This is a genomic window from Enterobacter soli ATCC BAA-2102 (genome assembly GCF_001654845.1).
In the GTDB taxonomy this organism is placed as follows: domain Bacteria; phylum Pseudomonadota; class Gammaproteobacteria; order Enterobacterales; family Enterobacteriaceae; genus Enterobacter; species Enterobacter soli.
The window spans coordinates 26,259-46,792 of record NZ_LXES01000032.1 but is presented as its reverse complement, the minus strand read 5'-3'; the positions used below and the strand labels follow the sequence as shown (position 1 = coordinate 46,792).

Sequence of the window (20,534 nt, the reverse complement as noted above, 5' to 3'; positions counted from 1 at the left end):
GAGGATCGCGAAGGGCCAATAATACCGTTGTCTATACTCAACGTATCCCCGTCAACGGAGCACCTCATGCCTTTACCTGACTTCAACTCTTCGGAACCTTTCACCCTTGGCATAGAGGTGGAACTCCAGGTGGTTAACCCGCCGGGTTACGATCTCAGCCAGGATTCATCCGCCCTGATTGCCGCCGTAAAAAATGAGATCAACGCCGGTGAAGTGAAGCACGACATCACCGAGAGTATGCTCGAAATCGCCACAGGCGTGTGCAAGGATATTAACCAGGCCGCTGCGCAGTTTTCTGCCATGCAGCAGAGCATCCTGCGCGTGGCGGCAGACCAGCGTATTCAGATTTGTGGTGGCGGGACGCATCCGTTTCAAAAATGGCAGCGTCAGGAGGTGTGCGATGATGAGCGCTACAACATCACGCTGGAGCGATTTGGTTATCTGATTTTGCAGGCCACGGTGTTTGGCCAGCACGTGCATATCGGATGCCGGACCGGAGATGACGCCATTTACCTGCTGCACGGCCTGTCACGCTTTGTGCCGCACTTTATCGCCCTGGCGGCAGCATCGCCGTATATGCAGGGCACTGATACCCGCTTTGCCTCATCGCGGCTCAATATCTTTTCCGGGTTCCCGGATAACGGCCCGATGCCGTGGGTGAACAACTGGCAGGCCTTCGAGGGGCTGTTTCGCCGCCTGAGTACCACCAGCATCGTCGACAGCATTAAAGATTTACACTGGGATATTCGCCCAAGTCCGCACTTTGGCACCGTGGAAGTCCGGGTGATGGATACCCCCCTCACGCTTTCACACGCCATTAATATCGCCGGGCTTATCCAGGCTACCGCGCACTGGCTGCTGACTACCCGGCCCTACCAGCATCAGGAGCGCGATTTTCTGCTGTATCGCTTTAACCGGTTCCAGGCCTGTCGCTATGGGCTGGAAGGAATATTGACCGACGTGCATACCGGAGAACAAAAAACCATTGCAGAGGATATCGCGTGGCTACTGGAGCAGGTTGCGGCGTCGGCCGGGAAACTTGGCGCAACCAGCGCCATCACGGAAATTGCCCTGTTGTTAAAACAGGGCAAAAGCGAGGCGCAGCAGATGCGGGATTTCATCAACGATGGCGGTTCGCTGACCTCGCTGGTGCAAAAACATTGCGAACTCTGGGCAACTAGTCCGTAAGCCGGTGTCCCCACTCGCGCAGACGCTGGAACAGTACAAACAGGGCCGGGATAAAGACAATCCCGATCAGGGTCGCAACCAGCATCCCGCTGAATACCGTTGTACCAATGATCCGGCGGCTCTGCGCCCCAGCCCCGGTCGCCAGCATCATCGGCAATACGCCAATAATAAAGGACACCGCCGTCATCATGACCGCGCGGAAACGGCGTGACGCCCCCTCTCGCGCCGCATCGACAATCGCCATGCCCTCGTTACGTTTCGCGCGGGCAAACTCGACAATCAGGATCGCGTTCTTGGCGGCAAGGGCTATCAACAACACCAGGCCAATCTGTACGTACACGTCATTGGCATAACCCGCAATCCACAGCCACACCAGCGCCCCGCCGATGGCAAAGAGTACCGACAGCATTACGCTTGCGGGCAGTGTCCAGCTTTCGTACTGGGCCACGAGGAACAGCCACGCCATCACCACGGCAGCGAGCACGATCCAGATAGCCTGGTTACCGGTCTGCTGCTCCTGATAAGACATACCGCTCCAGGCATAGTCATACCCGGCAGGCAGGTTTTCTGCCAGCAGTTTCCCCATCACCGCCATCGCGGTGCTGCTACTCACCCCTTCCGCCGCAGAACCGCTCACCGACACCGACGGGAACTGGTTGTACTGCTGTAAAAATGGAGCGCCCACGGTCGGGGTAATGGTGACCAGGTTACTGAGGCGTACTCGCTCGCCGGTGTTGCTGCGCACGTACAGATCGCTGATTTGCTCCGCGCGCTCACGCCACTGCATCTCGTTTTGCATCACCACGTGATAGACCCGGTTGTTGACGCTGAAATCCCCGGCACGCGTGCCGCCAAACGCGGTTTGCAGGCTACTGAAGATGCGTGAAACCGGTACATCAAGACGCGCGGCGCGTTCGCGATCGACGCTCAGCGTCAGCTGCGGCACGTTGCTGCTCCAGGTGGTAAAGACACGATTCAGCTGTGGATGCTGGTTCGCTTTCAGCAGAACACTGCGCGTGACTTGCTCCAGCTCTGCCGGGCTTTGTCCCGCCTGTGCCTGAATACGCAGGTCAAAGCCCGATGCATTGCCCAGCCCCGGAAGGGTTGGCGGCGCGAACGTCATGATGGTCGCCTCCGGCAAGGCAAACAGCTGGCGCTGCAACGTACCCATTACCTCATCCAGCGGCGGACGCTCGCTCCAGTCTTTCAGCATGACCGAGATAAACCCACCGTTCGACGCGCTGGTGCCGTTGAGAATGTTAAACCCGGAGACCTGAATCACATCCTCCACCGCCGGGTTCGCTGCAATAAGCTCTCGCGCCGCAGCCATCACGGCTTCGGTACGCTCCAGCGAGGCCGCTTCCGGCAACTGAACGCTGGCAAAGAAGTAGCCCTGATCTTCCTGCGGCAGGAAGCCTTTTGGCATGGAGATAAAACTGAACGCCACCACCACAGCCGCCGCAACGGTCGCCGCCAGCGCCAGCAGCGGACGGCGGTTAAACAAGCTCACCAGGCGAGTATAGCCGCGGCGGGTGCTGTCGAGCCCACGGTTAAACCCACGGAAGAGCGCCGCCGGGCGCTGCGGACGTGGGCGCAACAGCATTGCGCACAATGCTGGCGTCAGCGTCAGCGCCACCAGGCTTGAAAGGGTGACCGCGGTAGAGAGCGTCACCGCAAACTGACGGTACAACTCCCCAACAATGCCCGGCAGCAGCGCAACCGGCACAAACACCGCCAGCAGCACCAGGGTTGTGGCAATCACCGGCCCGGCAATCTGGCGCAGCGCCAGCGCGGTCGCCGCTGTCCGGCTCTGCCCTTCCGCCATCAGCGATTCAACGCTTTCCACCACCACAATGGCGTCATCCACCACCATGGTGAGCGCCAGAATAATGGCGAACAGGCTAAGCGTGTTGGCGGAATACCCGAGCGTATAAAGCACGGCGAACGTCCCGATCAGCGACACCGGAATGGCAAGCGCCACAATCAGCGTCGCGCGCCAGCTTTGTAGAAACAGGGAAACGACCACCACAACGGCCAGCATGGTGAGCGCCAGTGAGACGCCAATCTCTTTAATGGTGGCGGCAACAAAGGAGGTGGTATCGAACTTAACTTCATAAACCAGATCGTCCGGGAAGCGCGTCGAGAGTCGATCCAGCTCCGCGCGCACCGCGTCAGCCACGCGCAGGGCGTTGGCGGATGGTGTTGGGTAAATACCCAGATAGGCGGAGTCATGTCCGTTAAGCTGCGCCCCGGAACTGTAGCTGCGTGAGCCCAGTTCAATGGTCGCGACATCCTGAAGGCGCACCAGCTGGCCGTGTTCTCCGGTACGAATAATGATGTTACCGAACTCCCCGGCCTGGTTGAGGCGCCCTAATCCATTGATGGTTAACGTCTGTTGCTGGCCGTTAAAGACCGGCGGCGTTCCCACCTGGCCTGCCGCGCCCTGGACGTTTTGTTCGCGCAATGCCTGGGAAATATCGTCAGTCGTCACGTTCAGCGCGTTCATGCGATCCGGACGTAACCAGATGCGCATACTGTAGTCGCGCGCGCCGAACATCTGTACCTGCCCCACGCCCGGCAAGCGCGCCAGTGCTTCACGCACCTGCGTGCTGGCGTAGTTGCTCACAAACAGCGGCGAGTGGGTCTTATCCGGTGAGTAAAGGCTCACCCCCATCATCAGGTTGGTGGCGCGTTTTCGCACCTGCACGCCGTTTTGTTGTGCCTCGGCGGGCAGCTGGGCAACGGCCTGCGCCACGCGGTTTTGCACGTCGATGGCAGCCAGATCCGGGTCGGTCCCGGCGGCAAAAGTGATGTTCAGGCTGTAAGCGCCTTCATCTGAACTGGTGGATTCCATATAGAGCATGTGATCCACGCCGTTTAGCTGTGTTTCCAGCGGTGTGGCGATGGCCTCGGCCACGTCAGCCGAGCTGGCGCCAGGCCAGGAGGCGCTCACATTCACCACCGGAGGCGTGATTTGCGGGTACTGCTCCACGGGGATGATTTTGAGCGCAATCGCGCCAAGCAGTGTGATAACCAGCGCAATGACCATCGCGAAACGCGGGCGTTTGATGAAAAACGTCAGCATGATGGCTCCTTAATTCAGTATCTGGACAACGGCGCCAGGCTGCACGCGCTGTGCACCCTCAGCGATGGCCCGCTCACCCGGCTTCACACCGGAGGCGATCCGGAACTGTTGCCCCATCTGCCCGGCGATTTTCAGCGGGCGTTTTTCAGCTTTCCCATCGCTATTCACCACCCAGGTAAAGTACCCGTCACCGTTTTGCTGCACTGCGGCGGCAGGCAGGGTCATAACATCCTGCTCGCTGGAGGGGCGAAGCCAGACATTGACGTTGCCACCGGGCAACAGCTGATGACGCGGGTTCGCAAACTCAGCACGCAGCATCACGCTGGCGGTACGTGGGTCGATACGGTTGTCCACCGAGGTCAGTTCGCCGTTCACACGCTGGCCATTGCTATCAAGCTGCGCCTGCCAGGCCTGTTTCAGGGCGCTGATATCCGCATGTTGTCCGGCTTTGGTGGCAAATGCCCCCTCTTCCAGCGCGAAAGCGATGCGAATGGGATCAAGCTGAACTACTTCCACCAGCACACCGCTTGCCGGGTTTACCAGACTCCCCTGATGAAACTGGCTATGCCCCACGCGGCCATCGATGGGCGATGTGATGCGGGTGTAGCTCAGCGTGACGTTACGTGCCTCTAAGCGCGCCTGAGCCTGTTCCAGCGCAGCACTTGCCACATCGCGTTGCATCCGGGCGTTATCCACATCATTCCGGCTGATGGCATTGCTGTTTTTCAGGCTTTCAAAGCGCGTCAGCTGCTGCTGCGCCTGGCGCAACGTGGCGCTGGCGCTTTTCACCTCGGCCTGTGCCAGGCGCACCGCGGCGCGCGGTTCGGCATCGTCCAGCTCAAACAGCACATCACCTTTTTTCACATACTGCCCGTCGCGGAAATGGGTTTGAGTGATAACGCCTTCCGTGCGGGCGCGCAGCTCAACGGTGTGGATGGCTTCGATACGCCCTGGGATCTGGCGTTCCGCGGCGTGAGCGGTTTGCTCTACGGTGGCAATGCGAACCGGAATAGCGGCAGCAAATGCGGTTTGCAGGGTGCAGGCGAGGAATGTAAGAAGAAGTGGGAATTTCATGGGAGTACCTCAGTAATTTCCCCTCATCCCGGCCCTCCCCCACAGGGAGAGGGAACTTGAACACCCTCTCCCCTATGGGGAGAGGGCAGGGTGAGGGGTAAGGTTTGAGTTATGCAGCCTTACGGAACCTGCGGGTCAAACGCTTCTCGATTTCAACGATGAAGAACATCGCGCCTGCAATCACCAGGGTGATAGCCCAGTAGCGCAGCGGCAGGGCTTCGGTGCCAAACAGCATCTGCATAAACGGCAGGTAGATAATCGCCAGTTGCAGCAGTAACAGCACGCCCGTTACCAGCCAGATACCTTTGTTCGCCAGCAGACCACGGTTGAGGGAGAACCCGTCGGCGTTGCGGCAGTTGATCATGTACACCCACTGCGCACACACCAGCATCTGCAACAGCACGGTACGCGTGAACTCAGCGCTGTGGCCGCGTGGTGCCAGCCAGGCTTCCAGCGCAAATGCGGCGATGGCGATCATGGTGCCAACAAAGGCCACACGCCACACGGCAAAGGCATCCATCACGTGCTGCCCTGTCTGACGCGGTGGGCGCTTCATGATGTTTCGCTCTGCGGCTTCAAAAGCCAGGCCGAAGGAGAGCGTGGCGGAAGTGGCCATGTTCATCCACAAAATCAGGACCGGCGTCAGCGGAATGATGTTCCCCGCCAGCAGCGCAATCACAATCAACAGCCCCTGCGCCAGGTTGGTTGGCATGATGAACAGAATGGTTTTCTTCAGGTTGTCATAAACGCGTCGCCCCTCTTTCACCGAGCTGGCGATGGTGGCGAAGTTGTCATCCGTCAGCACCATGTCTGCCGCTTCTTTGGTGACTTCGGTGCCTTTAATTCCCATCGCGATACCTACATCAGCCTGACGCAGGGCTGGCGCATCGTTGACTCCGTCACCGGTCATGCCGACGATTTCACCCTTGTCCTGCAAGGCTTTCACCAGCCGCAGCTTATGCTCCGGGCTGGTACGGGCGAAGATGTCATAATCCACCGCCGCATTCGCCAGCTCCTGATCGTCCATTTTCTCCAGCTGATAGCCTGTCACCGCCTGCACGCTGTTGGTGATCCCCAGCATTTGGCCAATGCTCATCGCCGTTTGCGGATGATCGCCGGTGATCATCTTCACGCGGATCCCGGCCTGCTGGCAGGCGTGGATTGCATCGATAGCTTCCGGGCGTGGCGGATCCATCATCCCGGCGATACCGAGGAAAATCAGCCCGTGGTTCAGGTCGTCATGGGTAAGCCGGGTCTCACCGTTCGCCGGTTTGAACGCAGCAGCAACCATTCGCAGTCCCTGGCGTGCGTAACGCTCCATCTCTGATTCCCAGTACGCACGGTTAAAGGCTTCCGTACCATTGCGGGTCTGCTGCTGCTCGCACAGGGCGAAAAGCACATCCGGCGCGCCGGTGACCAGGATCTGCTCCTCGCCACCAATCTGGTGATGCGTGCTCATGTATTTGTACTGAGAGTCGAACGGGATCTTATTCACCAGCGTGGTCGTCACTGGCTCCAGGTTTGCCTTCGCCGCCAGCACTTTCAGTGCGCCTTCGGTTGGCCCACCGGTGATGCCCCACAAACTACGCTCATCCTGAATCAGCTGGCTGTCGTTACACAGGTCGATGGTGCGCAGGTACTGTTCCAGCACGGTGCCCGGCTGGATTTGTACCGGCTCATCGCTGCCTTCAAGATAGATGTTGCCCACGGGCTCATAGCTGTTGCCGTCCACGCGATAGCAAGTGTCCGCCGTGATAATGGCTTTAACGGTCATTTCGTTCATGGTCAGCGTACCGGTTTTATCCGAGCAGACAACGGTCATCGCCCCCAGGGTTTCTACCGTTGGCAGCTTACGGATAATGGCGCGTTTGCGAGCCATCGCCTGTACGCCCAGGGAAAGGATAATGGAGATAATCGCCGGTAAACCTTCCGGTACCGAAGCCACTGCAAGGCTTATCAGCGAGAGCAGCAATTCCCCCATCGGGATATCGCGCAATACCAGGCTGAAGACAAACAGCGCTGCCATCATCGCCAGAATAATGGCGAAAATGGCTTTACCCAGTTTGTCCATTTGCACCAGCAGCGGGGTGCGGTGCTTTTCAATACCCGCCATCATCTGATTGATATGGCCAAGCTCTGTATCCTGCCCGGTGGCAATAACCACCCCAACACCACCACCCGCGCTAACAGTGGTACCGGAAAACACCAGGTTGGTGCGGTCGCCCAGCGATAATTCACCCTCGAGTGGCAGAATGTGTTTATCCACAACCGTTGATTCACCCGTTAAAATAGCTTCTTCAACGCGTAAATTATGGGCCTCAATCAGACGCATATCGGCCGGAATACGGTCGCCCGCGCGTAATACAATAATATCGCCCGGGACTATTTCAGTTGTAGGAATAGTTTCATGGCTGCCATTACGAATTACCCGCGCGTCGCTGGAAAGCATATTGCGAATACTTTGCAGGGATTTTTCAGCGTTACTTTCCTGGATATGACCAATCAGCGCATTAATGACCGCCACGCCTAAAATAACCAGCGTATCGACCCAATGCCCCATGACAGCGGTGAGTACCGCAGCGGCCAGCAGAACATATATCAGCACATCATTAAAATGCGCCAGAAAACGCAGCCACGCAGGCTTGCCCTTTTTTTCCGGCAGCGCATTCGGGCCATACTGGTTCAGACGGGCTTTCGCCTCTGCGCGGTCAAGGCCGTTTGCATGAGTCTGCTTGTGAGCAAGTACTTGCTCTACCGTTTGCTGGTAGGGCTTACCCTGCACATTTCCGCCTGCAGGCGGTATATTCTGCGAGTTCATCATCTTGGTCATTACGTCATATCCTTCAATATCCGGTGGACGGAAGCCTGAATTCCTTTCTGGCTTTAATAAATTCATTTTTAAGGCTTGCGGCTTAAATTGATCTACCGCAATATAATTACTGCCGGGTTATTCAAAACTGATAAAAATTATTTCGATGAACTGATTTTTACAAAATGTTTCTAAACCAGAACTAAACAAGGAGCCACCATGTTTGGCATTTATCGCGGACGCCGCCTGGCGTTATATATTGTCGCCGCCATTGTTATTGCAACGTTAATTGGATATAGCACATATACATTTGTAAAATTATTTGCCTGAGGAAGACATTTATTTACATAACCCGATATTAGTTTAATCGCCTTAAGAATATTATTCTGTTTCGGTTATTTATTAGCGAAACACGACCCTGGTTTTATCAAAAAGTGAATATCGGGTTTATATTGCTTTACGCTACAATATGCCCGACAATAACTTTTTTAACTGACGATTAACATTAATATGAAACACCCGTTAGAATCGCTGCTAACTGCCGGGGGCATTTTGCTGATGGCTCTGCTCTCTTGCCTGCTGTTACCGGCACCCTCGCTCGGGCTGGTGCTGGCGCAGAAAATGATGGCGACCTTCCACCTGGTCGATCTTAACCAGCTCTACACCATCCTTTTCTGCCTGTGGTTCCTGGTGCTTGGCGCCATCGAATTCTTTATCCTGCGTTTCGTCTGGCGCCGTTGGTTTTCACTGGCGTCGTAAGCCGGTGAAATCGCGCATTCCGTGGATCAGCGCCTCACACCAGGCCGCATAGTCATGGCCGCTGGATGACGGATGGAAGCTGACGCGATTGCCTTTCTCCCGTAACACCTGTTCAAAATCCTGCGTGGTGCGATAAATCCCCCCGCCCGGCCCCGTGGTTTCAAACTTCCCGGCCTGTAGCCAGAAGCGTACCGGATACGGCGGCGCCTGCTGGTACTGCCGCGTAAGCCAGCCGGGCGCTTCCCCTTTCGGTGCCCACCAGTACGATCCCGACAGGCTAAGCACATTGCCGAACAAGCGCGGATATCGCAGCGCCACCCAGGATGAGGCGAGCCCGCCATAGCTAGAACCTGCCAGCACCGTTTTTTTCCGTTGCAGGGCAATCCCCTGCCCGCGCAGCCACGGCAGCAGTTCGTGAGCCATAAAATCTGCGAAATCAGGGTTCGGTGGCAGCTCTTTGCCACGACGCGCGTGATCAAGACTATCGATAAAGACGACATTGACCGGAGGCAGGTGGTGGCGGGCAATCAGGCCGTCCAGTACGTTGGCAAAGTGGTACTCATCCTGATAAACCTGTCCGTCGAAGAGGATCAGCGTCCAGCGTGCAGGCTGTGCGCCACGCGGCCTGTAGATCATCACTTCGCGGGAATTGCCGAGGATCTTGCTCGCCATGTTCTGACGGCTTAGCGTCCCGTGCACCAGCGGCTGCGCCGTGGCCTGAACGGTACAGTAGCGCGCGGGGCTAAGATCGAGCAGCGAGTAGCGGTTCCAGCGATCGGTCTTCTGTTCTCCAAAGGTATTTGGGTTGAGCGGATCGGCCTGAGCGCTCACCAGAATGGCGCGCCGCTGGTCGCGCGGGGAACCTTCAATCACCGGCACGTCCGGCGCAATCTTGTACTGCATCACCGTGTCGGCGGGCACCACGTAGCTGCGGAACCAGACGTCGCTTTTGCCGAGGCGAAACAGCGGATCGTGATCGCCCGCCGGCGAGCCGAGAATATAGACGTTATCCCGTGCGCCGCGCCACAGGAAGGTCACGCGCTTGTGGCTCGCATCAACCGGCTCCACCATCGGCGTTCCCTGCCGACTCTGCGCCTGCCAGAACGCATCGGTACTCCCACCGGCAGCAATCTCTTTTGCCAGCGCCTGAAGCGTCGGGCTTTCAGGTGCGAGCATTTGTACACGCGGTAAGGCGGAGGTCTCTTTCATCCGCCACTGAAAACGCCAGGGTTTACCCGCTTCACCGTGCAGCACCAGCGAGGTGTGTTGCTTCACCGGCAGCGCAAACAGGAGCGTGTGTTCGCCATCGGCGGGGCCATTTTCAACCAGCGTGCGGATGCCACGGTTTTGCCCGTCCAGCAGGCGAGCATCCGTTACGCCGTTCAGCGTGGCGGAAACGTAATTCTCGTCCAGCGGCGGAAGTAAAAAACAGACTTCGCCGCTGGCATCAAACTTCCCCTGAACGTCTCCCTGCAAGGAAGAGTGCTCACAGGCCGCCGCCATCGCTGGCAACGTACCGATACCGATTAACAACCCACTCCATACCCTCTTCATTACCGCTTGTTCCCTGACGAAATTTGTTACCAACGCTAATGCAAATGGTAATAATTTGCAATATCATCTACGCCGATTAACCGGTGTTTTTATGGCGATAGCAACCAAGGATGTTAAATAAAAATGTTTAAAAATAATAAGATAATGCAGCTCTGGCTGCTGAGTATGGCGACGGTCAGCGTCACGGCCCAGGCAGAAACAAAAGAAGAAACCATTACGGTAACGCAGGGGGTCAGCGAAGAACCCACCGCACCCGTGAAGGGGATTGTGGCCACCAAAACCCTCTCTGCGACCAAAACCAGCGCCGAGATCGTGAAGACGCCGCAGTCGGTGTCGGTGATCACCCGCGATCAGATGAAGATGCAGGACGTCACCTCCGTGTCACAGGCGCTGCGCTACTCGGCGGGGGTGTTTACCGAGTACCGCGGCTCGTCGAACCGTAACGATGAAGTGTTTGTGCGCGGCTTTAGCTATGTGCCGAAATTCCTCGACGGTCTGAGCTTTGGCGCAACGGCCTCATCGCAGACGGGCACAGTAGACCCGTGGCTGCTGGAGCGCGTGGAGCTGGTACGAGGCCCGGCGTCCGTATTGTTTGGTCAGGTGAACCCAGGCGGGCTCATCAGTATGACCAGCAAGCGCCCGACCACGGAATCCATCCATAACGTGCAGTTTCGCACCGGCAATAACGACCTGGCAGAAGGCGCGTTTGACTTCGGCGGTAAGCTCAGCGACGATGGCCGCGTGCTGTATCGCGTGAACGGTATCGCCCGCACCCAGCATAATCAGGTGGATGATTACAAAGAGACGCGCATGGCGATTGCCCCGGCGATCACCTGGTATCCGAACGATCAGACCCGCTTTACGCTGCTCACCAGCTACCAAAAAGATCCGGACGCGGGTTACCGCAACTTCTTGCCGGCCTACGGCACGGTGAAAAGCGTCGATGGGAAATACATCCCGCGCGACTTTAACGTCAGCGATCCGGATTACGATCAATCCTGGCGCGAACAAACGATGATTGGCTACGAGCTGGAACACCAGTTCGCCGATAACCTCACCTTCCGCCAGAACGCGCGTTACGCCACCATTAAGCAGAAATACCGCTATCTGGTTTACGCCACCAGCGCCGCCAACAGCTCAGTATTAACCCGTCGCGCCCAGCATGAGGAACGCACCACCAACGAGTTTGGCCTCGACAACCAGCTGGAATACCTGGTGAATACCGGTGAAATTGGCCATACCCTGCTCGGCGGATTTGATTACAAAACCAGCAAAGATAAACAGCTGCTGGAGCGTGGGAGCGGCTCGCAGTATGACCTCGACTGGCGAAATCCGGTTTACGGGGTGAACGTGGATGAAAGCACCTTCAGAACTGCCACCGACGAACAGCAAAATCTCGACCAGATGGGCCTGTATCTGCAGGATCAGATGAGCTGGAACAACTGGGAGTGGCTGGTTTCCGGACGTTACGACTGGAGCGAAGTGCGCACCAACGACTTCACCGACAGCAGCTTCACCCAGCAAAACGACAGCAAGTTTACCTGGCGCACCGGCTTGCTGTACGCGTTCGATTTTGGCCTGTCGCCGTATGTCAGTTATAGCACCTCGTTTGAACCGAACCTGCAAACCAACCGCGCGCCGGGCGTGGGGCCGTTTAAACCGACCACCGGTGAGCAGACCGAAATCGGCCTGAAGTATCAACCTGTCGATACCACGCTGATGACCCTGGCGCTGTACGATTTAACCCAGGACAACGTGGCCACCTACAACAGCACCGAAGGCTGGTTCGAGAACGCGGGCAAGGTGCGTTCGAAAGGCGTTGAGGCGGAGATCCACTCCACGTTGATGGACAACATCAACCTGATTGGTTCGTACACTTACACGGATGCAAAAACCAGGAGCACCACGGTGGCGGGAACTGAAGGTAAAACGCCTGCACGTATTCCAGCGCATATGGCTTCGGCTTTCGCCAGCTATACTGTTCCGGGCGGCGCGCTCAAGAGTCTGACCGCAGGCGTCGGGATGCGCTACATCGGTACCAGCTACGGCGACGCGAAGAACACCTTTAAGGTGCCGTCGGTGGACTTGTATGACGCGATGGTGAGCTACGATCTGGGCGAGATGAGTAGCAGCCTGAAAGGGGCGAGCATGCAATTCAACGTGAATAACGTGGCGGATACCAAGTATGTGGCATCGTGCGCAAGCGACACGGCGTGCTTCTACGGGATTGGCCGCACGGTCACGGCGACGGTGAATTACAGCTGGTAGGGATTGTGCGGTCAGCTCCCTCACCCTCTCCCACAGGGAGAGGGGATTGCCCGGAGTTCTCCCTCTCCCTGTGGGAGAGGGCCGGGGTGAAGGGAATGTATCTCAATGCGCCCTGCTGTGGTTCTCTTTGCGGTACGCGCCAGGCGGCTGGTGGAACGTGCGGGTGAAGATGCGGGTAAACGTTTGTTGTGAGTCAAACCCGTAGCGCAGGCAGATCTCATACACCCGTTCATCCGACTCGCGCAGATCGCGCGCCGCCAACAGCAGCTTACGTTCACGTATGTAGCGCCCCAGGCTTTCACCTTTATACTGCATAAACAACCGCTGTAAGTGCCACTTTGAATACCCCGAATGACGGGCAATTTCTTCAATGCGCAACGGTTGATGTAAATTGTCGTCGATCCACTCGACGATGGTGTCGATGACCTGAGCGGAAATAGTCATGCTGCTCTCCCCCTCTGTTTCCCGATTAAACATTATTCCCACCACTGGCTAAATTGTTGGGTGGTATCACCCACGCGGACGGGTTCGCCCAGTTCCGGCGTCAGCAGCCGATAGTTTTTATCCTTGCTGGCTCTTGCCAGTTGGATCAGCGGATCGTTCCAGGTGTGCTTCGCCAGCACGAAACGCCCGTTATGCCCCGGCACAACCGCTCTGGCGTTAAGATCTGCCGACGCCTGCGCAGTTTCATCCGGCAGCATGTGGATGTACTTCCAGTCCTGGTCGTACTGGCCGTTTTCCATGATGGCTAAATCCACCTCGCCAAACTGCTCACCAATAGCTTTGAAGTGCGGCCCGTAACCGGAATCACCGCTGTAGTAAACCTTCTGCTCAGGAGTGACGAACATAAAGCTGCCCCACAGGGTCTGGTCGCGTTTGATGCCGCGCCCGGAGAAGTGACGTGCCGGGAGCACATGCAACGTCAGTTCATCGCTGATACGCACCGACTGATTCCAGTCGCGCTCGTCGATGATCGCCGGGTTCATGCCCCAGTAGCGCAGATGCGAACCCACGCCCAGTGGCGTGACCACGCGCTTCACCTTCGGCAGCAGCGCCTTGATGGTGGCGTAATCCAGATGATCGTAGTGATCGTGAGAGATAATCAGCAGGTCGATGTCCGGCATGGACTCCGCGCGCCATGGGTATTCACCCGCAAAGGCTTTATTCAGGAACGAGAACGGCGCGGCGTAGTTGCCAAGTACCGGATCGATCAGGATGCGTTTGCCCGCCAGCTGCATAAACCACGATGAGTGGCCGAGCCACACCAGCGTGTCCTGTTCCAGCGGCAGGCTCGCCAGATTGGTATTCACCAGCGGCAGCGGCTCGACAGGACGCGCGTTTTCCGTTTTTTTGGTCAGAAATTCCCACATCGCCACCAGCATATTTTTGTCGCCGTTATAGCCCGGCGTAGGCAGCGTATTGTGGAAACGCCCGTCGCGATACTGCGCAGACGCTTCAACTTCCGTTAGCTGCTCACCCTGCGGTGGCTGGCCAAATCCGGCATTCAGAACAAAAGGTAAACTTGCAGCTGAAGCAATAATCATGACAAACACCACGCAGATGAATAGAGGCTTTTTCATATCCTGACCCGGCTACGCGCCCCATCCGATGGATTGCGCGGGTAAACTTGATTATGAGTGAGTAAGCACTCATTATAGATATGACGAGAAAGTCGTCAAGACGTTTTCGATCTTTGACATTCCGCGTTGCAGCATGGCAAAGCACGTGTTTCAATCATGGTTTTTACAATTGACAGGAGGGGAAATTTAGTGGCACGTCCTAAGAGTGAAGATAAAAAACAGGCCTTACTGGAAGCAGCAACCGCTGCATTTGCACAGTCAGGTATCGCCGCCTCAACGGCATTAATCGCCCGTAACGCGGGCGTCGCTGAAGGCACGCTGTTCCGCTACTTTGCTACCAAAGACGATCTGCTGAATGCCCTCTATCTGCATCTGAAGCAGGATCTCTGCCAGACGATGCTGGCGAATCTTGATCGCAGCATTACCCTGCCCAAAGAGCATACCCGCAACATCTGGAACAGCTACGTGGACTGGGGTATTCGTAATCCTGTCTCGCACGCAGCCATTCGCCAGCTTGGTGTCAGCGAAAAGATCAGTATTGAGACTGAACAGGCCGTAAAAGAGATGTTCCCGGAACTGCATGAACTGTGCCGCCGCTCGGTGCGCCCGGTCTTTATGTCTGATGAATTCAAAACCTTCGGTGATGCGATGTTCTTATCGCTGGCTGAAACCACAATGGAATTTGCCACCCGCGATCCGTCGCGCGCCGTCGAGTTTAAAGCACTCGGTTTTGAAGCCATGTGGCGCGGGCTGGCTTATGAGGAAGCCGATGGACAGTAAATCGTTGCAGGAACACGCAAAACGCGTGGCCCTGGAGCAGCCGTTCACGGAACACTGCTGGCCTTTTGGTCCGGAATTCGACGTGTTTAAGGTGGGCGGTAAGATCTTTATGATTGTCGCGGTCGCCCACGGGCGGCCACACGTCAGCCTGAAATCCGATCCTGAAAAATCCTTGTTAAATCAGCAGATCTACCGCGGTATTGAGCCGGGTTATCATCTGAATAAAAAACACTGGATCTCACTTTATGGCACCGAGGATATGACGCCGGAGCTGGTCGCCGACCTGATCGCCGACTCATGGAATCTGATTGTCGATAAGCTGCCCAAAAAAGATCAGAAGTGGATACGCCCGGTTTGATTGTTCGGCTGAGACGAACAGTATAAGCGCTCGTATTGCACTTATCTTTTCCCGCATTGCCTTGTAATCTGCTTTCCTTTCGCGCCCGCAGACGGGCGAATTTCATCACCAGGAGTTGTTATGGATATCATTTCTGTCGCCCTGAAACGCCACTCCACTAAGGCGTTCGACGCAAGCAAAAAACTGTCCGCTGAAGAAGGCGAGAAAATTAAAACCCTGCTGCAATACAGCCCATCCAGCACCAACTCACAGCCATGGCACTTCATTGTTGCCAGCACTGAAGAAGGTAAAGCGCGCGTGGCAAAATCTGCCGCAGGCACGTATGTGTTCAACGAACGCAAAATGCTGGATGCTTCTCACGTTGTGGTCTTCTGCGCAAAAACCGCAATGGACGACGCCTGGCTGGAACGTGTAGTAGACCAGGAAGATGCCGATGGTCGTTTTGCCACGCCAGAAGCAAAAGCTGCCAATAACAAAGGCCGTCACTACTTTGCCGACATGCACCGCGTCGATCTGAAAGATGACCATCAGTGGATGGCAAAACAGGTTTACCTGAACGTGGGCAACTTCCTGCTGGGCGTGGGCGCGATGGGCCTGGACGCGGTGCCAATTGAAGGCTTCGACGCTGCGATCCTCGACGAAGAGTTTGGCCTGAAAGAGAAAGGCTTCACCAGCCTGGTGGTGGTGCCGGTCGGGCATCACAGCGTGGAAGATTTCAACGCCACTCTGCCAAAATCTCGCCTGCCGCTGAGCACTGTTGTCACCGAGTGCTAATGGCTACTGGCACGCGTTCCGGCGTGCCAGATTTCAGTACAGCGTAATCTGCGGATGCTTAACACCGCATACCAGGGCATAACGCGTTAAGGTATCCAGGCTTGCCCGGGTAATATTGGCTTCCATGCGGGAAACCGTTGGCGCGCTGACTCCCATTCGTTCCGCAACCTGCGCACGCGTAAGACCAGCATGATTACGCCACTGCGCCAGCATTTCACGCAGGCGTTCTTTGCGTTCCTCTGCATCAAATGCCGCCTGCACGTCTGAGTGACTTAGCAGTTCAGATCTTAACGCATCCCAGTCAATCATCTTCTTGCTCATCCAACATCTCCTGTTGTCGTTTTAATGCCAGACGGATCTCCGCAGAGGGCGTTTTCTGGGTCTTCTTAATAAACACTCGCAGCAGAAAAATCGTCTTCCCCTGCTGATACACATAAATCCCGCGGCTATGAAGCAGCCCAATAGTTCTGATTTCAAACAAACCATAGGGTAAGGGTTTGCTGTCGGGCTCTCGTAGCGCCGTCGGATTACTGCGCAGTTTATCAAGCTGGCGAATCAACTTCGCCTGTACCCCTGCTGGCAATGAGAGGATTTCTTCTCTGACTGCCTCATGGACAATGAGTCTGAACACAATAGGTCATCCCTGATGATATTAGCATATAAGGCAATTTTCATTAAAGGCTAATTTTGCCTTCCGTGAGATACCTTACACGCTTTATCAAGGCCCAGGAGAAACCGTATTCAATCCCTGAAAGCGCCTCGCAAAACCTACTTAACCGAACTCCCGGCGTGCCAGATTTTCTCGGCATAACGCCCTATCACCGCCAGCGATGCCGCGAGGATCAGGAAAAAGACCACTTTGTTCATCCCGTCCCAGAAGTATTCGAAATAGCGGGTGTAGAGGTTGATGGCAAGAAACGTCAGGCCGAAGCCGCGCAGCATCCCGTCGTCGGTTTTCAGGCTGATGTAAATGCAGAGCACCGCCGCGACGGCAAACAGCAGCGCCCACGGTAGCAGTGAAGCCTGAGTGACGCTGTACCAGTTATCCACATCGTAGTTGCCAAAAATCGACATGATCCACAGCGCGACAAACAGGTACGTCAGCCCCATCGCTTTACTGGTGGTGTACAGATGACGCGCCTGCAACATCGCGCGCAATATCCAGCACAGCGCCAGTAGCGCGCCGCCAAAGAAGATAAATCGCACCGGATAATTCATCCCCAGCCAGTACGCGCCCCAGCCGGACATATAGCCCGTCTCCGCACCAAACCAGTTGCCAAGCGATAGCAGGAAGAACAGCCACACCAACCCTGAGCGGCCGAAGAACCCTACCAGCCCGTAAACCGCGCAGCCCGCCAGGAACAGCGGTGCGATGTGACCGCTGCCGTTATCAAGCCTTTCGCCAAGCTGCCAAAGCGCGATGGCGGTAAAGAATACGCCAAGGAACAGGATCGCCTCTGTGCTGTAGTGCCACTGGGTTTCCCGCCGCTGTCTGGCAAATCCCCACAGGTAAAACAGCACCGCCACCAGCGCAGGCAACCCGATACGGGCGATGGACGAGAAAGAGAAAAATTCGATGATGCGCGCCATCAACTCGCTGTCGGCAAACAGGCTGCCAATGGCGATAATAACGCAGGCCAGCGCGGTCCAGAAGGCGTAGCGGCTCAGGCGCTGCCAGTCCATCGCAACGCGTTTCAGGCTACCCGCCAGACGCTGATGCTCCTCAGCCGTTAATGCGCCCTCCTGTTCCCACTCGGTGAGAGCGCGGCGCAGAACTTTTTCTTGCTTACGCGTAACGTTCATATTCGATCCCTGAAAGAGTTGGATTTAACTGAGTATAACAGCCTGTTCCGCCAGCCATGTCAGCGCCCGTTCCCCGGTCTCATCCACCGGCAGATAGACCAGCAATCGCGATCCGTTACGCGGCGCGGAATACCAGTACATCTGCTGGAGAGTAAAATCGCCAAGCTCCGGATGGGTGAACAGTTTGAGCTGATTTTCGACACCGCGCACCTCGTTACGCTGGTGCCAGAGGGTTTTAAACTCCTCGGACACCGCAAAGAACCGCGCCAGTTTCGCTTCCCACAGGGGATCGCCCCGGTGCTCCGCCATTGCCGCACGGAAGTATGAGACAAAAATCGGCAGCACGTCGTCGCGCTTGCCCAGCCGGGCGCGCCACGCCGGATGGGTAAGAAACAGGTAAATACAGTTGCGGTCTTCCGGCGGGATTTCATTGAAATCAACACCCATCAGGTGACCAAAGCTGTCATTCCACGCCACGATGTCAAAATTGGGTTTCTGAATGCTGGCAGGCTTCGGCATCAGGGTATCAAGCAGGCGACGTGTGCCTTCGCTGATGCCCTCGCAGCACACCGCCTGCGGGGCTTCACCCGGCGGCAATCCGGCCAGAACAAAGACATGCCGGGCCTCGGTCGGGGTGCACTGTAGCGCTTTCGCCACGGCAGCCATCACTGCGCTGGACGGGTTCACGTCCCTGCCCTGCTCCAGCCAGGTGTACCAGGTGACGCCCACATCCGCCAGCAATGCGACTTCCTCACGGCGCAGGCCCGGCGTGCGGCGGCGTCCGCTGCGCGGTAAACCCAGTCGCTGCGGATCGAGGCTTTCGCGACGCGCGCGCAAAAATGCCCCCAGCTGTTTTCGGGTGTCATCCTGAAGCGAGGTGACAGGTTCAGACATCAGCGCCATATTTCCCCCTGCGTGGTAGTGCCAGTACCAGTATAAGCAAGAACTGGTACCCGTTTATTAGATCGTTGATGCTACGACCATCTGTTGAATGACGCAATGGAGTTACCATGAATACGTCAGTTGTTTCACCGGGTCGTGCAGGCCTGATTTTGCTGTTAACCGGCCAGATGCTGCCGCTGATTGATACCTCAATCACCAACGTCGCGCTGGACTCCATTACCCACTCGTTACACGCCACTGCGACTGAGCTGGAGTTGATTGTCGCGCTCTACGGCGTGGCGTTTGCCGTCTGTCTGGCGCTGGGCAGTAAGCTTGGCGATAACCTGGGTCGCCGTCGTCTGTTTATGGCGGGGATAGCGATTTTTGGTCTGGCATCGTTGTTGTGCGGCATTGCAGGCAGTGTTGAGCAACTGCTGGCCGCGCGTATCGTTCAGGGTGCCGGAGCCGCGCTTATCATGCCGCAAATCCTCGCCACGCTGCATGTCACCCTAAAAGGAACGGCGCACGCCAAAGCCATCAGCCTGTTTGGCGGTATCGGCGGCATCGCCTTTATCGTCGGACAGATGGGCGGCGGCTGGCTGGTTTCCGCGGATATCGCCGGGCTGGGCTGGCGAAATGCCTTTTTCATCAACGTACCATTTTGCCTGATTGTGCTGGCAATAAGCCGCCGCTATGTACCGGAAACCCGGCGAGAAACCCCGTCGCGCATCGACTGGCAAGGGACCCTACTGCTGGCGGCGATCCTCTGCTGCCTGCTGTTCCCGATGGCGCTTGGCCCACAGTGGCACTGGTCCTGGCCGCTTAAGGCTGCGCTGATTGCAATTATTCCGCTGGCCTGGCTAATGGCGATGAATGCGCGCAAAAAAGAGCGCGAGAACGACCATCCGCTGATCCCACCGCGTCTTTTGCAGCTCGGCAGCATTCGTTTTGGCGTGCTGATTGCGATGCTTTTTTTCAGCGTCTGGTCCGGGTTTATGTTCTGCATGGCGCTGACCATGCAAACGGGTCTGGGCATGGCACCGTGGCAGTCCGGGAACAGCTTTATAGCGCTGGGCGTGACCTATTTCATCTCAGCCTGGTTTGCCCCTCGCCTGATTGCCCGCCACAGTACCAGCCGTATTCTGCTGATGGGTCTGGCTATTCAGATAACCGGCCTGCTGGCGCTGATTGCCACTTTCCGCGTCTGGGGGATGAGCAATACGGCCCTTACCCTGGCCCCGGCGACCGGACTGGTGGGTTACGGCCAGGCGCTGATCGTCAACAGTTTCTACCGTATCGGGATGCGCGATATCCAGCCTGACGATGCCGGTGCCGCCAGCGCCATTCTGAGCACCCTGCAACAGGCGGCATTAGGCCTTGGCCCGGCCATTTTCGGGGCAATATTGCTGCACGCGCTGCAAAACCATCACGGTGATTACACCCAGGCGATTAACCTGTTCCTGGTGGTCGAAACGGGAATGATGGTGGTGCTGGCGCTGGTCACACTGCGGATGCGTCATCGCCTGTGTATGCCCGTAGTGAAGGCCTGCCACGCGGTGAAATAAACCCTCCGAATTTGCATAATAGATCCGCAGCCGCCATTATGGGGCTGCATCAATA

17 protein-coding genes are annotated in these 20,534 nt (G+C 56.7%); 7 read left to right on the top strand and 10 right to left on the bottom strand.

The features are described 5' to 3' along the window. Nucleotides 1-66: 66 nt before the first annotated feature. Nucleotides 67-1,188, top strand: a complete 1,122-nt coding sequence (locus M987_RS11255) for a YbdK family carboxylate-amine ligase (protein ID WP_014069238.1) — start codon at nucleotides 67-69, stop codon at nucleotides 1,186-1,188. On the opposite strand, the gene M987_RS11250 is transcribed toward M987_RS11255, so the two are convergent. The 3 genes from M987_RS11250 to M987_RS11240 form a co-directional block, all read right to left on the bottom strand. Beyond that, nucleotides 1,178-4,273, bottom strand: coding sequence for an efflux RND transporter permease subunit (locus M987_RS11250; protein ID WP_014069237.1), 3,096 nt, complete (start codon nucleotides 4,271-4,273; stop codon nucleotides 1,178-1,180). The two genes, M987_RS11255 and M987_RS11250, sit on opposite strands and share 11 nt — an antisense overlap. Before the next feature lie 9 nt (nucleotides 4,274-4,282). Beyond that, nucleotides 4,283-5,347: an efflux RND transporter periplasmic adaptor subunit gene (locus tag M987_RS11245; RefSeq protein WP_014069236.1), complete on the bottom strand. Its 1,065-nt coding sequence runs from the start codon at nucleotides 5,345-5,347 to the stop codon at nucleotides 4,283-4,285. Nucleotides 5,348-5,456: 109 nt separating this feature from the next. Further along, the gene (locus M987_RS11240; protein WP_014069235.1) at nucleotides 5,457-8,177 is read right to left on the bottom strand and encodes a cation-transporting P-type ATPase; all 2,721 of its coding nucleotides are present in this window, start codon (nucleotides 8,175-8,177) and stop codon (nucleotides 5,457-5,459) included. A gap of 489 nt (nucleotides 8,178-8,666) precedes the next feature. On the opposite strand from M987_RS11240, the gene M987_RS11235 reads away from it, so the two are divergent. After that, nucleotides 8,667-8,915, top strand: coding sequence for a DUF1158 domain-containing protein (locus tag M987_RS11235; RefSeq protein ID WP_014069233.1), 249 nt, complete (start codon nucleotides 8,667-8,669; stop codon nucleotides 8,913-8,915). Here the strand turns inward: M987_RS11235 and M987_RS11230 are convergent. Then, nucleotides 8,901-10,469, bottom strand: coding sequence for an alpha/beta hydrolase-fold protein (locus M987_RS11230; protein ID WP_064555858.1), 1,569 nt, complete (start codon nucleotides 10,467-10,469; stop codon nucleotides 8,901-8,903). The two genes, M987_RS11235 and M987_RS11230, sit on opposite strands and share 15 nt — an antisense overlap. A gap of 123 nt (nucleotides 10,470-10,592) precedes the next feature. On the opposite strand from M987_RS11230, the gene M987_RS11225 reads away from it, so the two are divergent. Further along, nucleotides 10,593-12,737 carry a TonB-dependent siderophore receptor gene (locus M987_RS11225; protein WP_014069231.1) on the top strand — a complete coding sequence of 715 codons (2,145 nt, stop codon included), beginning with the start codon at nucleotides 10,593-10,595 and terminating at the stop codon, nucleotides 12,735-12,737. 102 nt (nucleotides 12,738-12,839) lie between these two features. Here the strand turns inward: M987_RS11225 and M987_RS11220 are convergent, their stop codons facing one another. Both M987_RS11220 and M987_RS11215 read right to left on the bottom strand, forming a co-directional pair. Next, nucleotides 12,840-13,181, bottom strand: a complete 342-nt coding sequence (locus M987_RS11220) for a RamA family antibiotic efflux transcriptional regulator (protein WP_014069230.1) — start codon at nucleotides 13,179-13,181, stop codon at nucleotides 12,840-12,842. Nucleotides 13,182-13,213: 32 nt separating this feature from the next. Then, nucleotides 13,214-14,317, bottom strand: coding sequence for an MBL fold metallo-hydrolase (locus M987_RS11215; protein ID WP_041162008.1), 1,104 nt, complete (start codon nucleotides 14,315-14,317; stop codon nucleotides 13,214-13,216). 189 nt (nucleotides 14,318-14,506) lie between these two features. Here M987_RS11215 and M987_RS11210 point away from each other — a divergent pair, with 189 nt between their 5' ends. The 3 genes from M987_RS11210 (at nucleotide 14,507) to nfsB (ending at nucleotide 16,229) form a co-directional block, all read left to right on the top strand. Continuing rightward, nucleotides 14,507-15,097: a TetR/AcrR family transcriptional regulator gene (locus tag M987_RS11210; RefSeq protein ID WP_014069228.1), complete on the top strand. Its 591-nt coding sequence runs from the start codon at nucleotides 14,507-14,509 to the stop codon at nucleotides 15,095-15,097. Continuing rightward, the gene (locus M987_RS11205; RefSeq protein WP_014069227.1) at nucleotides 15,087-15,455 is read left to right on the top strand and encodes an MmcQ/YjbR family DNA-binding protein; all 369 of its coding nucleotides are present in this window, start codon (nucleotides 15,087-15,089) and stop codon (nucleotides 15,453-15,455) included. The genes M987_RS11210 and M987_RS11205 overlap by 11 nt, the downstream gene beginning before the upstream one ends. A 120-nt stretch (nucleotides 15,456-15,575) precedes the next feature. Further along, nucleotides 15,576-16,229 carry an oxygen-insensitive NAD(P)H nitroreductase gene (gene nfsB / locus M987_RS11200; protein WP_014069226.1) on the top strand — a complete coding sequence of 218 codons (654 nt, stop codon included), beginning with the start codon at nucleotides 15,576-15,578 and terminating at the stop codon, nucleotides 16,227-16,229. Nucleotides 16,230-16,262: 33 nt separating this feature from the next. Here the strand turns inward: nfsB and M987_RS11195 are convergent, their stop codons facing one another. From M987_RS11195 to M987_RS11180, 4 genes are all read right to left on the bottom strand, one after another. Beyond that, the gene (locus M987_RS11195) at nucleotides 16,263-16,538 is read right to left on the bottom strand and encodes a helix-turn-helix domain-containing protein (protein ID WP_041162197.1); all 276 of its coding nucleotides are present in this window, start codon (nucleotides 16,536-16,538) and stop codon (nucleotides 16,263-16,265) included. Beyond that, on the bottom strand, nucleotides 16,531-16,860 hold the full coding sequence (locus M987_RS11190; protein ID WP_014069224.1) for a type II toxin-antitoxin system RelE/ParE family toxin: 330 nt from the start codon (nucleotides 16,858-16,860) through the stop codon (nucleotides 16,531-16,533). The genes M987_RS11195 and M987_RS11190 overlap by 8 nt, the downstream gene beginning before the upstream one ends. A 137-nt stretch (nucleotides 16,861-16,997) precedes the next feature. Next, nucleotides 16,998-18,032: a hypothetical protein gene (locus M987_RS11185; RefSeq protein ID WP_014069223.1), complete on the bottom strand. Its 1,035-nt coding sequence runs from the start codon at nucleotides 18,030-18,032 to the stop codon at nucleotides 16,998-17,000. 24 nt (nucleotides 18,033-18,056) lie between these two features. Beyond that, complete coding sequence (locus tag M987_RS11180; RefSeq protein WP_014069222.1) at nucleotides 18,057-18,935, bottom strand: helix-turn-helix transcriptional regulator; 879 nt, start codon at nucleotides 18,933-18,935, stop codon at nucleotides 18,057-18,059. A 107-nt stretch (nucleotides 18,936-19,042) separates the two neighbouring features. On the opposite strand from M987_RS11180, the gene M987_RS11175 reads away from it, so the two are divergent. After that, a complete protein-coding gene (locus M987_RS11175) occupies nucleotides 19,043-20,479 on the top strand; it encodes an MFS transporter (RefSeq protein WP_014069221.1) in 1,437 nt (478 codons plus the stop codon). Nucleotides 20,480-20,534: the final 55 nt, after the last annotated feature.

Coding starts and splice junctions, on each gene's coding strand:
- M987_RS11255 (WP_014069238.1), top strand. CDS start 67: ATGCCTTTACCTGACTTCAACTCTTCGGAACCTTTCACCCTTGGCATA.
- M987_RS11250 (WP_014069237.1), bottom strand. CDS start 4,273: ATGCTGACGTTTTTCATCAAACGCCCGCGTTTCGCGATGGTCATTGCG.
- M987_RS11245 (WP_014069236.1), bottom strand. CDS start 5,347: ATGAAATTCCCACTTCTTCTTACATTCCTCGCCTGCACCCTGCAAACC.
- M987_RS11240 (WP_014069235.1), bottom strand. CDS start 8,177: ATGACCAAGATGATGAACTCGCAGAATATACCGCCTGCAGGCGGAAAT.
- M987_RS11235 (WP_014069233.1), top strand. CDS start 8,667: ATGAAACACCCGTTAGAATCGCTGCTAACTGCCGGGGGCATTTTGCTG.
- M987_RS11230 (WP_064555858.1), bottom strand. CDS start 10,469: ATGAAGAGGGTATGGAGTGGGTTGTTAATCGGTATCGGTACGTTGCCA.
- M987_RS11225 (WP_014069231.1), top strand. CDS start 10,593: ATGTTTAAAAATAATAAGATAATGCAGCTCTGGCTGCTGAGTATGGCG.
- M987_RS11220 (WP_014069230.1), bottom strand. CDS start 13,181: ATGACTATTTCCGCTCAGGTCATCGACACCATCGTCGAGTGGATCGAC.
- M987_RS11215 (WP_041162008.1), bottom strand. CDS start 14,317: ATGAAAAAGCCTCTATTCATCTGCGTGGTGTTTGTCATGATTATTGCT.
- M987_RS11205 (WP_014069227.1), top strand. CDS start 15,087: ATGGACAGTAAATCGTTGCAGGAACACGCAAAACGCGTGGCCCTGGAG.
- nfsB (WP_014069226.1), top strand. CDS start 15,576: ATGGATATCATTTCTGTCGCCCTGAAACGCCACTCCACTAAGGCGTTC.
- M987_RS11195 (WP_041162197.1), bottom strand. CDS start 16,538: ATGATTGACTGGGATGCGTTAAGATCTGAACTGCTAAGTCACTCAGAC.
- M987_RS11185 (WP_014069223.1), bottom strand. CDS start 18,032: ATGAACGTTACGCGTAAGCAAGAAAAAGTTCTGCGCCGCGCTCTCACC.
- M987_RS11180 (WP_014069222.1), bottom strand. CDS start 18,935: ATGGCGCTGATGTCTGAACCTGTCACCTCGCTTCAGGATGACACCCGA.
- M987_RS11175 (WP_014069221.1), top strand. CDS start 19,043: ATGAATACGTCAGTTGTTTCACCGGGTCGTGCAGGCCTGATTTTGCTG.